Origin of the sequence: Microbacterium alcoholitolerans (assembly GCF_050408615.1) — a bacterium.
Taxonomy (GTDB): domain Bacteria; phylum Actinomycetota; class Actinomycetes; order Actinomycetales; family Microbacteriaceae; genus Microbacterium.
In genome coordinates, this window is sequence record NZ_JBNTKD010000001.1 from 764,948 (window position 1) to 776,893 (window position 11,946).

An 11,946-nucleotide genomic window follows, 5' to 3' on the forward strand; every position below is an offset into this window, starting at 1 on the left:
GAATGCGGCTCAGCTGGTGACGAACTCAGCCGGTGACGAACTCAGCCGGTGACGACCTGGGCGGTCCCGATCGGCGCGTCCGCACCCATCTCGGCGGCGATGCGGTTCGCCTCTTCGATCAGCGTCTTGACGATGTCGGCTTCGGGCACGGTCTTGATCACCTCGCCCTTGACGAAGATCTGGCCCTTGCCGTTGCCGGAGGCGACGCCGAGGTCGGCCTCGCGCGCCTCGCCGGGGCCGTTCACGACGCAGCCCATCACTGCCACCCGCAGCGGCACCGTCAGTTCCTTCAGGCCCTCGGTGACGTCGTCCGCGAGGGTGTAGACGTCGACCTGGGCGCGACCGCACGACGGACACGAGACGATCTCGAGCTTGCGCTCGCGCAGGTTCAGCGACTGCAGGATCTGGTGCCCGACCTTGACCTCTTCTGCGGGGGGTGCCGACAGCGAGACGCGGATCGTGTCGCCGATCCCCTCGCCCAGCAGGATGCCGAACGCCGTGGCGCTCTTTATCGTGCCCTGGAAGGCGGGACCCGCCTCAGTGACGCCCAGGTGCAGTGGCCAGTCACCGCGCTCGGCGAGCTGACGGTAGGCCTTGACCATGACGACCGGGTCGTTGTGCTTGACCGAGATCTTGAAGTCGTGGAAGTCGTGCTCCTCGAACAGCGACGCCTCCCAGACGGCGCTCTCGACGAGCGCCTCCGGCGTCGCCTTGCCGTACTTCTGCAGCAGGCGCGGATCGAGCGATCCGGCGTTCACGCCGATGCGCAGCGACACACCGGCGGCCTTCGCCGCAGCGGCGATCGCACCCACCTGGTCGTCGAACTTGCGGATGTTGCCCGGGTTGACGCGGACGGCACCGCAGCCGGCGTCGATCGCCTGGAAGACGTACTTCGGCTGGAAGTGGATGTCGGCGATGACCGGGATCTGGCTCTTCTTGGCGATGATGTGCAGCACATCCGCGTCGTCCTGCGAGGGCACCGCCACGCGCACGATCTCGCAGCCGGATGCCGTCAGCTCGGCGATCTGCTGCAGCGTGCCGTTGATGTCGGTGGTCTTCGTCGTGGTCATCGACTGGACGCTCACGGGGGCGTCGCCGCCGACGAGCACCTTGCCGACCCGGATCTGGCGGGACTTGCGGCGAGGGGCGAGGACTTCGGGGACGCGCGGCATCCCAAGATTCACTGCGGGCACCTCTCCAGCCTACGACGCCGGCGCTGTGCAACGCCCGAATCCCGACGTCACAGGAGTCGGCATCGGATGCCCGATGTGGTACTTTCGGCCCATGTCCGCGAACCTCACCTGGTGGCCCGCCTGCTAGGCGGTGCGTTCGCGAACTCAGAACCAGACCGCCTCCCGGGGCGGTCTTCGTCTTTCCCGCACCGGATGCCCGATCACAGGAGCCATCGATGACCTCAGCTCTGCCCGCTCGCATCCGGGATCTCGCCGCAGACCCCGAGAGCTCGTTCGTGCTCATCGCCCGCGACGGCGGCGCCGAGCTCCTCACCGGCGATGTCGTCGACGTCGACGCACTGGCCGATATCCCGCTGGACGGGCCCGGCGGACCCCGCGAGGTGTTCGCGCTGGTGCCGTACCGGCAGGTGCGCGAGCGCGGCTTCGTCGCCCAGGACGACGGCACTCCCCTGCGCTGCCTGCTGGTCGACGAGCACGAACGCCTCGACATCGAAGAGCTCGTCGCCTCGCTGCCGTCGGATGCCATCGCGCTGCGCGGCGGCGGATTCGACATCTCCGACGACGAGTACGCCGAGGTCGTGGAGCGCGTCATCGCCGACGAGATCGGACGCGGCGAAGGGGCGAACTTCGTGATCCGCCGTGACTATCGCGCGAGCTTCGAGGCGAACGACCGCGTCGCGGCCCTCACCTGGTTCCGCGCGCTGCTCGAGCACGAGCGCGGCGCGTACTGGACCTTCGCCGTCGTGACCCCGGGTCAGGTCGCCGTGGGAGCGAGCCCCGAGGCGCACGTCGTCGCCCGCGACGGCATCGTGACGATGAACCCCATCTCGGGCACATTCCGTCACCCCGCGGGGGGCGCGACCCGAGAATCGCTGACCGAGTTCCTGACCTCGACGAAGGAGACCGAGGAGCTCTTCATGGTCGTCGATGAAGAGCTGAAGATGATGAGCCAGGTGTGCTCGGACGGCGGTCGCATCACGGGTCCGCACCTAAAGGAGATGTCGCGGCTCACGCACACCGAGTACATGCTGCGCGGTCGCAGCCGGCTCGACCCGCGTGACATCCTGCGCGAGACGATGTTCGCGCCGACGGTCACCGGCTCGCCGATGCAGAACGCCTGTGCGGTGATCCGCCGGCACGAGCGCACACCGCGCGGGTACTACTCGGGCGTCGCAGCGCTGTTCACCCCGAACGGCGAGGGTGGCCACGATCTGGATGCACCCATCCTGATCCGCACCGCATACGTCGAGGACGGTCACCTGCGTGTTCCGGTCGGAGCGACGCTCGTGCGCCACTCCGATCCGATCGGCGAGGTGAACGAGACGCACGGCAAGGCCGCTGGCGTTCTGGGCGCGATCGGCGCCATCGAGCGCGACCATGTCGCCGAGGCGCGGGACGACGACGCGCCCGCCGAGGGTCGTCTGGGCGACGATCCCGAGATCGCCGCGCTGCTGGCATCCCGCAACACGCGTCTCGCCGACTTCTGGATGCAGCCGCAGGATGCCCACGGCGCCGACGCGTTCACTGGGCGCACCGCCCTGGTCGTCGACGCGGAGGACCGTTTCACGACGATGCTGGCGCATCAGCTTCATCACCTCGGCCTCGAAGTCGAGATCGCTGCCTGGGATGCCGTGCCCGACGGGGCGATCGATGCTGCCGATCTCGTCGTCGCGGGCCCCGGACCCGGCGACCCGCGCGACGGCGCGTCGGCCCGCATCGCGCGCATGCAGCAGGTGGTCGCCCGGCGCCGCGACGAAGGCGCGCCGCTGCTGGCCGTGTGCCTGAGCCATCAGATCCTCGCGGACAGCCTCGGCATCGACCTGGTTCCGCTGGACGCCCCGTACCAGGGCGTGCAGAAGGTCGTACCGGTATTCGGGCAGGAGGCGTCCGTCGGCTTCTACAACACGTTCACGGCTCGGGTTCCCGTCGGAACCACACAGCGCGGTGACGCCGAGGTGTCGGCGGATGCCGTCAGCGGCGATGTCTACGCGCTGCGCGGAGACGGCTTCGCGTCGATCCAGGGTCATCTGGAGTCGATCCTCTCGCGCGATGGGATCGCCACGCTCGAGCGGCTGGTCGGTCACGCCCTCAGCTGAGCGCCGCACCGTGGTGGCGCCGATCGCACCGGATCAGCGCAGCCGCGGCCATTCTTCGGCTGCATACCCGCCGCCGATATCCCCGCCTCGTCCGAGTTCAGCCGTCACCGGCACATCCGCGGACTGCCACCAGGACTCCGTCGTGACCATGATCCGCAGCGGCGTGTCCCCCTGCTGCTCCATCGTGAGTCTCGCCCCCTGCGCATCGCGGGCATCGATGCGCAGCGGGACGGCATCCGCCCGCGTGACAGACCAGCCGGCCGACGTGAGCACGGTCGCGAACGCGTCGCGGTCGACCACGAGATCGGGAGTCGCATCGTGCGAGAAGTCGATGAGCAGCCGGTACGACTCCCATCCTCTGCCGTCGACGTTCATGGACTCGGCTCGAGCGGCGTTCGCCTCCCAGCGACCCGCCGCGGCGATCCCCCGCAGCTCGGAGACGATCTGCTGAGCAGCGTCGTACCTCTCCTGTGCACGATCGACCTGCTCCGCTGCGCTCAGCTGGCGCACCTGACCGGGCCGCTCCCCCGCAGCATCCGTCTGAACCTCAACGGCGCCCACGCCGATCGAACCGGCGAGCATCAGCAGCGCCGGACCCGCCGCTGCGGCAGACCACGCGACCCGGTCCCACCCTCGCAGGCGACGCGGCTCGGGCACCCTCGACGACAGAATCAGCACCGCGACCCAACTGGCCGCTCCGACGACGATCGATCCCGCGAAGACTCCCATCGAGAAATCGTCCGACAGCCCCTGCCCCGTGAGCCGCTGCAGCGGTGACGGACGCGCACTCACGAACGTGTCATCCGGCATCGCGACGGCCATGCCCACCCAGCTCCACCACTGCAGTATCAGCAACCAGACGATGGCCCCCGGAGTCGCCGCTGCCAGACCCTGTCTGCGCAGCATGAGCCGGGGCAGCGACCCGAGCAGGCCCGCCGCGAGGATCAGCACCGGTGAGCCGAAGATGACCAGCAGCGGCAGCACACCCCGCCCCGTCATGAGCGTGACCAGGCAGAACCCTACAGGCAGAAGCCAGTTCATCCATGGCCAGATCCGCCACGAGACGCGTCGGATCACCGAGGCACGGCGAACGAGCGGCATCGCGGTCGCTGCGTCCGTCTGAATCTGCACTCAGCCTCCGAGGATGTTCATCGGCTTGAAGATGTCGGCCAGCAGCAGCAGCGCCCCCATGCCGATCAGCAGCACCGCGACGACGACGGTGAGCGGAACGAGCCTGGTGGCATCGACCGGCTTCGGCGCGGGCCGCCCGGTCAGCTTCGCCCATGCGCGCTTCAGCCCGTCCCACAGGGCGACCACGATGTGTCCGCCGTCCAGCGGCAGCAGCGGCACCAGGTTGAAGACGAACAGGGCGATGTTGAGCGCCGCGAGCAGATTCATCAGCACGACGAGACGGTTGAGCACCGGGGCATCCGCCGCGGCGACCTCACCGGCGATGCGGCCGACGCCGACGACGCTCAGCGGCCCGTTCGGGTCGCGCTCCTGGTCGGTGAACAGCGAGACGCCGACATCCCACAGCTTGGCCGGCAGGTTGATGACCAGTGACGTCACCGCCCCGGCCTGCTGCATGGCGAGCTCTGTTCCGGTGCCGATCGGCTGCGGGGCGTATTCGAGCTGCGAGAAGATCCCGGCGTAGCCGACGGAGCGCGTGACCTGCTCGCCGTTCTCATCCAGCACCGGCTGTCCGTTCGCGTCGACCTCACCGCGCTCGGCTTCCTCCGGCGTCAGGCTCAGCGAGACCGTCTCGCCGCCCCGGTCGACGACGACGTCCAGCGTCTCGCCTGGTGATGCCTGGATGATCTCGGATGCCTGTGCGAAGGTGTCCACCGGCGTGCCGTCCAAGCTGACCAGCACATCGCCCGGCTCGAAGCCCGCCTCGGCAGCCGGCGACGGCGGGTCATCCGCTGTGCACTCCTCCTGCGCGGTGCCGGCCGGCAGCATGCACTCGCTGATAGCGCTGACGGTCGTACTGGCCTGCTGCACGCCGATGCCAGACGCCATTATCGTGAAGATCACGATCGCGAGCAGCAGGTTCATCAGCGGCCCGCCGAGCATCACGATGATGCGCTTCCACACCGGCAGCCGGTAGAAGACGCGCTCCTCCGCGCCCTCGGCGATCGTCTCATCGTTGGCGGTCCTGGCATCCTGCACCAGCGAGGCGAACAGTCCCTTCGCCGGGCCGCTCTTGGTCGATGGCGGGTACATGCCCGACATCGAGATGAATCCGCCCAGTGGCAGCGCCTTGAACCCGTACTCGGTCTCGCCGAACCGCTTCGACCACAGCCGCGGCCCGAAGCCGATCATGTACTGGCCGACGCGCACGCCGAACAGCTTGGCGGGCACCAGATGGCCCACCTCGTGCAGCCCGATCGACACGCCGAGACCGACGAGCATGAACAGGATGCCGCCCAGGTACAGCAGTATCTCCACCCGTCCACGGTAGTGCCAGCGGTGAGGAATCCGCTGTGCCCGCCCGCCGCGCGAGAGCGGCCGTGCGTGAGATCATTGATCCGATATGACCACTCAGCCATCTCTGCCCCCCGTGCTCCGTCCCGCCGACCCACCCCGTCGCGCCCTGACCGAGCTCGCCGACCGCTTCGCTCGTGACGTCCGCGGCGACCTCGCCGACGTGCACCTCAGCGGGATCACGCTCGCCACTGCCGACCTCCGCGCCGGTGAGGCGTTCGTCGCGATCAAGGGCGTCAACCGGCACGGCGCGGAGTTCGCCCAGACCGCCGCCGATCAGGGCGCCGTCGCCGTGATCACCGATGCGGAAGGCGCTGATATCGCGGCATCCGCCGGCCTGCCGGTCATCATCGTCGACGACCCGCGGGCGGTCCTCGGCGACCTCAGCGCCTGGGTGTACGGAACAGGGGCGTCCGATTCACTGCCCGTGCTGTTCGGCACCACCGGCACCAACGGCAAGACCAGTGTCTCGCATCTGCTGCAGGGCATCCTCGATCAGATCGGCGTCGTCTCCGGGCTCTCGTCGACCGCCGAACGACACATCGCCGGCCAGGTGATCGTGTCACGGCTGACGACCCCGGAGGCGTCCGAGATGCACGCGCTGCTCGCACTGATGCGCGAGCGCGAAGTCGAGGCGGTCGCGGTCGAGGTCAGCGCGCAGGCGCTCTCGCGACACCGCGTCGACGGCATCGTCTTCGACGTGGCCGGGTTCACGAACCTCTCCCACGACCACCTCGACGACTACGCCGACATGGAGGAGTACTTCCAGGCGAAGCTGCCGCTGTTCACGCCCGAGCGCGCGCGGCGCGGCGTCGTCAACCTCGACTCCTCCTCCGGTGCGCGCGTGGTTGCGCACTCGGGCATCCCGGTGGTCACCGTGGGCACGCCGGCGATCGCCGCCGATCCGGATGCTGCTGAGCGCGCCGACTGGGTCGTCACGATCGACGACGAGCGGCAGAGCGGCACGGTGTTCACGCTCACCGGCCCCGGGGGCCGCTCGCTGACGACGGTCGTGCCGGTCATCGGCCCGCACATGGCCGCCAACGCGGGGCTCGCGATCGTGATGCTCGTCGAGGGCGGCTACGACTGGGACCGCATCGCGGCGGCGCTCGCCCGCGACGGTCAGATCTTCGCCTACCTGCCCGGTCGCACTCAGTTCGTCTCCGGTGAGTCGGGGCCCGCCGTGTACGTCGACTTCGGCCACACCCCGGATGCCTTCGAGAAGACGCTGGCCGCCGTGCGCCGCGTGACTCCCGGGCGCGTGCTCATGCTGTTCGGCGCAGACGGCGATCGGGATGCCACGAAGCGGCTCGACATGGGACGCACTGCCGTGGAAGGCAGCGACATCCTCATCGTCACCGACCACCATCCGCGCTTCGAGGACCCGGCCTCCATCCGCGCCACGCTGATCGAGGGTGCCCGCCGGGCGCGGCCGGATGCTGAGATCCATGAGGTCTCACCGCCCGAGGCTGCGATCGTCGCCGCCGTGGGGATGGTGTCGGACGGGGATGCCGTCCTGTGGGCGGGACCGGGTCATCAGGACTACCGCGACATCCGCGGGGTGCGCACGCCCTACTCGGCGCGTGAGCTCGCCCGTCGCGCGCTGCAGGCGGCCGGCTGGCGGGTGCCGGATTCGCGCTGGCCGGTGCCCTATTCCGACTGAGCCGCGATCAGAGCATCCGCCTTCTCGCGCGCCCAGCGCTCGGCTTCGGCGAGGGCTTCGAGCGTGAGCTCGTCCGGCGCGTCGTGCGCGTCGATGACGCGGGCGATCGTGTCGACGATGCCGAGGAACGTCAGGCGGCCGTCGTGGAAGGCGTGCACGGCCTGCTCGTTGGCGGCGTTGTACACCGCGGGAAAGGTCTTTCCCGCTCGTCCGACCGACTTCGCGAGCGTGACGGCGGGGAAGGCCTCGTCGTCGAGCGGCTCGAACGTCCAACTCGTCGCCTGCCGCCAGTCCAGTGGACGACCGACTCCCCCGACGCGGTGCGGCCAGTCCAGTCCGAGTGAGATCGGCAGACGCATGTCCGGTGGGGATGCCTGGGCGATCGTCGACCCGTCGACGAACTCGACCATCGAGTGCACGATCGACTGCGGGTGCACGACGACCTCGATGTCGTCGTAGGGCACGTCGAAGAGCAGGTGCGCCTCGATCACCTCCAGGCCCTTGTTCACCAGGGTCGCGGAGTTCGTCGTGACCATCCGGCCCATGTCCCAGGTCGGGTGCGCGAGCGCTTCGGCGGGCGTGACGTCGGTGAGCTCGCCGCGGCTGCGGCCGCGGAAGGGCCCGCCGGACGCCGTCACCACCAGCCGCCGCACCTCGGCATCCGTTCCCGCGCGAAGCGCCTGCGCCAGGGCCGAGTGCTCGGAGTCGACGGGGACGATCTGGTCGTCGGCTGCGGCCGCACGGACCAGCTCGCCGCCGACGATCAGCGACTCCTTGTTCGCCAGTGCGAGGGTGCGACCGGCCTTGAGCGTCGCGAGAGTCGCTCCGAGACCGATCGAGCCGGTGATGGCGTTGAGCACGACGTCCGCCTCGACATCGCGCACCAGCTGCTCAGCGTCGGCTGCCCCGAGCGCGGTGTGCTCGAGGCGGAACTCCTCCGCCTGCTGGGCGACCAGCTCGGCGTTCGTCCCCGCGGCGATGCCGACCAGTTCGAAACGGCGCGGATTGGCTCGGATCACATCCAGTGCCTGGGTGCCGATGGAACCGGTGGAACCGAGGACGATGATGCGGCGCATGCCCTCAGCCTATGCCGAGGGCATCCGCCGGCGGATCACTGTGCGGCGGGTGCGTGCTGCGTGGCGAGGATGTCGATCACGAACACGAGGGTCTTCCCGCCGAGGTCGTGCGCCTCGGGGTCCTCGCCGTAGGCAAGAGCCGGCGGGATGACGACGAGCACCTGCGAGCCGACCTTCTGGCCCTCGAGCGCCTGCACGAAACCGGGGACGTAGGTGTTGCCCGGGATCGACAGCGGCGCGCCCTTCGACCAAGACGAGTCGAAGGTCTCGCCGGTCTCCCAGTCGACGCCGTAGTAGTGCAGCAGCGTGGTGTCGCCGTCCGCGACCTCGGTGCCGTCGCCCTGCTTGAGCACCGAGATCTGCAGCTCCTTCGGCGCGTCGGTGTTCGGGACCGAGACGTCGGGCTCGCCGTCCTCGGCGAGCTTCACCGTGGGCATCCCGTCGGTGGGGTCCTGCTTCTCGCCCCATGCGGCGGACGGAACGGCCTTGAGCACATCGACGATGTAGATCTCGCTGGGCGCGCCGTTCTGGGCGGGGAACGCCACCGCCAGACGCGAGCCGACCGTGGCGCAGCCGATCACCTGCGCCAGCGTCGGGTTGGCGAGCACGTCCTGCGGCAGCATCTCGGCGTCGCCGTATCCCGCATCGCCGATGCGCTCGCCGTTGGTCGAGTCGAAGGCGCTGATCGCGTAGCTGACGTACTCGCCCTCGCCGATCCGGTCGCCATCGCCCTCGGTGAGAACCGTCCGCTGGAGCTCGGGGACCTCCTGCTCGAGCTCGAACTTCGCGGTCGATGGCTCGCCGAACTCGCCCTCGACCGTGACGCCGTCGGAGACGGCGCCCGGTGCGGCGACCTGCTCGCAGAGATCGGCGCTGGCCGTCGGGGTCTCGGAGGGCGATGCCCCGGAGTCACCGGCGCAGCCCGCCAGCAGCAGGGCCGACACGGCGACAGTGGACAGGACGGCGAAGGGGCGCAGGCGCACGATGAGACCTCGGGATCGTGAATGGGGACTCCCATCGTGACGCATCAGGCTTTGTCGTCGCTGAACGCCCGGCGCCATGCCGTGATCGGCATGGACCGCTGGATAAGCTCGTCTGATGACTTCTGAGCAGTCGCCCGAGACCGAGGAGAGCTCCGAGGGGCACTCGCCCCGGCACGCGGGTTTCAAGTACGCGGTGGGGCGGATGATCGCCCGTCCCCTAGCTCGACTCATCTATCGTCCCCGCATCGAGGGCCGCGAGAACGTCCCCCGCACGGGCGCGGTGATCCTCGCCAGCAACCACCTGTCGTTCATCGACTCGATGGCGATTCCGGTGGCGGCTCCCCGCCCTGTCCATTTCCTGGCGAAGGCGAGCTACTTCGAGGGCACTGGCTTCAAGGGGGCGCTGTCGCGGGAGTTCTTCACGTCCGTCGGCGCCATTCCGGTGCGCCGCGGCGCCGGCAAGGCCGCTCTGGATGCCCTGGACCAGCAGCGCCAACTGCTGGATGAGGGTCTGGCCGTCGCGCTGTACCCGGAGGGCACCCGATCCACGGACGGGCGCCTCTACAAGGGCCGAACGGGTGTCGCCTTCCTCGCGCTCCAGACGGGGGCGCCGGTCGTTCCGGTCGGACTGATCGGCACCGATCGCGTCATGCCGGTCGGCGCGAAGATGCCCTCGCTCAGTGAGAAGGTGACCGTGCGGTTCGGCGAGCCGATCGACGTCACCAAACACGGCGGGGCCGACAGCGGCAGGGCGCGACGACTTGCGACCGACGAGATCATGTCGGCGATCCACGCCCTCAGTGAGCAGGAGCTCGCCGGCGTCTACAACGAGCCGCCGGCGGCGAACCCGCTCGAGAAGATCAAGCAGGCGCTGCCCCACGAGCGTCGCTGAGCATCACGCTCAAGCGGCGGTGACGACCGCCTCGTGATGCACCGGGAAGTTCACCGAGTTGGCGATGAAGCACCACTCGTGCGCCTGGTGGTGCGCGTTCTCCGCCGCCTCGATCATGGAGGCCTCGGCCACGGTCACCTGCGGGCGCAGGGTGACCTCGACGAACGCTCCGCCACCACTGCCGTCCTCGCGCATCAGGCCTGTTGCGTCGTCGCGGTACGCGGTGACGACCACACCGGCGGTGACGCACGCGTGCAGATACGCCAGCAGGTGGCATTCCGACAGAGCAGCGACGAGCATGTCCTCCGGATTCCATCTGCTGCTGTCGCCGCGGAACGGCTTGTCCGCTGACGCGAGCAGATCGGGCTTGCCCTTCACCTCGATGGTGACGTCGCGTGCGTAGTCGCGGTAGCCGGTGGTGCCGGTGCCGCGATTCCCCGTCCACGTCGCCGTGAGTTCGTATCGGTGTTCTCCGAGCGGTGGCATGCCGCAAGTCTGCCACGACAGGCGGCGTTAGGCTGGTCTGGTGCTGCAGACCCTGACTGTCCGTGATGCTGTCGAACTCGCCGTCGTGGAGCGCAGCGGCTTCGTGGAGTCCCGCCACGCGGGCGCCGCGGTCGTGCTGTCGCCCGACGGCGACGTGGTCGCAGCACATGGCGACGCCGACGCGCTGATTCTGCCCCGTTCGAGCCTCAAGCCGCTGCAGGCGGTCGCGGCCGTCACTGCCGGCGCCGCTCTGGATGGCGAGCAGCTGGCGCTCGGCACTGCGAGCCACAGCGGCACTGATCGGCACGTCGAGGTGGTCCGCGAGGTGCTCGCCGCGGGAGGACTCACCGAGGACGACCTGGCCTGCCCTCCCGCATGGCCGTCGGATGCCGGCGCGCGCCGCGAGATGGTGCGCGATCATGCAGAGCAGTCGCGGATTCGGATGAACTGCTCCGGCAAGCACGCTCTCATGCTGCGCGCATGCGTCGCCACCGGCTGGCCGACCGACGGCTATCTCGCCCCGTCGCACCCGCTGCAGGTGCACATCCGGGAAGTGGTCGAGCGACTGACCGGTGAGAAGGTCGCGCACACCTCGATCGATGGATGCGGTGCCCCCGTCTTCGCCGTCACGCTGACCGCGCTCGCGCGCGGCATCCACCGCATCGGATCCGCCTCGGAGCGGTCCCCCTTCGCCCTGCATCGTGTGGCCGGCACCCTGGTGCGCGCGGTGCGGGAGAATCCGTGGACGATCGCCGGTCCCGGCGAGCCCGACACGATCGCGATCGAGACGCTCGGCGTCTTCGCCAAGGGCGGCGCTGAGGGGGTGATGGTGATGGTCGCCCCGAACGGCGCCACCGTCGCTCTGAAGATGTTGGACGGCAACGGGCGCGCGGCGACCCTCGTCGCTGCGGCGCTGCTGGCGCGTGCGGGCGCCCTGGGCGATGGCGACGTCGGCGCGCTCGAGGCCGCGCTGCCGCTCACGGTGCTCGGCGGCGGAGAGCCTGTCGGTGCGATCCGGCTCAGCCCGGATCTGTGAACTCAGAGCTCTGAGCTCCGAGCTCTGAGCCCAGAGC

At 69.4% G+C, this 11,946-nt stretch carries 10 protein-coding genes; 4 read left to right on the forward strand and 6 right to left on the reverse strand.

Translation table 11 applies throughout. The features are described 5' to 3' along the window. Nucleotides 1-41: 41 nt before the first annotated feature. Nucleotides 42-1,193 carry a flavodoxin-dependent (E)-4-hydroxy-3-methylbut-2-enyl-diphosphate synthase gene (gene ispG / locus ACQUSX_RS03740; RefSeq protein ID WP_428905621.1) on the reverse strand — a complete coding sequence of 384 codons (1,152 nt, stop codon included), beginning with the start codon at nt 1,191-1,193 and terminating at the stop codon, nt 42-44. Between the two features lie 215 nt (nt 1,194-1,408). Here ispG and ACQUSX_RS03745 point away from each other — a divergent pair, with 215 nt between their 5' ends. Then, complete coding sequence (locus ACQUSX_RS03745; protein ID WP_428905622.1) at nt 1,409-3,289, forward strand: chorismate-binding protein; 1,881 nt, start codon at nt 1,409-1,411, stop codon at nt 3,287-3,289. Between the two features lie 33 nt (nt 3,290-3,322). Here the strand turns inward: ACQUSX_RS03745 and ACQUSX_RS03750 are convergent, their stop codons facing one another. Beyond that, complete coding sequence (locus ACQUSX_RS03750; RefSeq protein WP_428905623.1) at nt 3,323-4,420, reverse strand: hypothetical protein; 1,098 nt, start codon at nt 4,418-4,420, stop codon at nt 3,323-3,325. Further along, nucleotides 4,421-5,737: a M50 family metallopeptidase gene (locus ACQUSX_RS03755; protein ID WP_428905624.1), complete on the reverse strand. Its 1,317-nt coding sequence runs from the start codon at nt 5,735-5,737 to the stop codon at nt 4,421-4,423. 85 nt (nt 5,738-5,822) lie between these two features. Between ACQUSX_RS03755 and ACQUSX_RS03760 the strand changes: the two genes are divergently transcribed. Beyond that, the gene (locus ACQUSX_RS03760; protein WP_428905625.1) at nt 5,823-7,436 is read left to right on the forward strand and encodes a Mur ligase family protein; all 1,614 of its coding nucleotides are present in this window, start codon (nt 5,823-5,825) and stop codon (nt 7,434-7,436) included. Here ACQUSX_RS03760 and dxr read toward each other — a convergent pair. Together dxr and ACQUSX_RS03770 are read right to left on the reverse strand one after the other, a co-directional pair. Further along, on the reverse strand, nt 7,424-8,512 hold the full coding sequence (gene dxr, locus ACQUSX_RS03765) for a 1-deoxy-D-xylulose-5-phosphate reductoisomerase (protein ID WP_428905626.1): 1,089 nt from the start codon (nt 8,510-8,512) through the stop codon (nt 7,424-7,426). The two genes, ACQUSX_RS03760 and dxr, sit on opposite strands and share 13 nt — an antisense overlap. 35 nt (nt 8,513-8,547) lie before the next feature. Then, a complete protein-coding gene (locus tag ACQUSX_RS03770; protein ID WP_428905627.1) occupies nt 8,548-9,495 on the reverse strand; it encodes an FKBP-type peptidyl-prolyl cis-trans isomerase in 948 nt (315 codons plus the stop codon). A 115-nt stretch (nt 9,496-9,610) separates the two neighbouring features. Between ACQUSX_RS03770 and ACQUSX_RS03775 the strand changes: the two genes are divergently transcribed. Continuing rightward, nucleotides 9,611-10,387, forward strand: coding sequence for a lysophospholipid acyltransferase family protein (locus ACQUSX_RS03775; RefSeq protein WP_428905628.1), 777 nt, complete (start codon nt 9,611-9,613; stop codon nt 10,385-10,387). 9 nt (nt 10,388-10,396) lie between these two features. Here ACQUSX_RS03775 and ACQUSX_RS03780 read toward each other — a convergent pair whose 3' ends face one another. Continuing rightward, the gene (locus ACQUSX_RS03780) at nt 10,397-10,873 is read right to left on the reverse strand and encodes an OsmC family protein (RefSeq protein WP_428905629.1); all 477 of its coding nucleotides are present in this window, start codon (nt 10,871-10,873) and stop codon (nt 10,397-10,399) included. Nucleotides 10,874-10,913: 40 nt separating this feature from the next. Between ACQUSX_RS03780 and ACQUSX_RS03785 the strand changes: the two genes are divergently transcribed. Next, nucleotides 10,914-11,909, forward strand: coding sequence for an asparaginase (locus ACQUSX_RS03785; protein WP_428905630.1), 996 nt, complete (start codon nt 10,914-10,916; stop codon nt 11,907-11,909). The last annotated feature ends 37 nt before the right edge of the window (nt 11,910-11,946 follow it).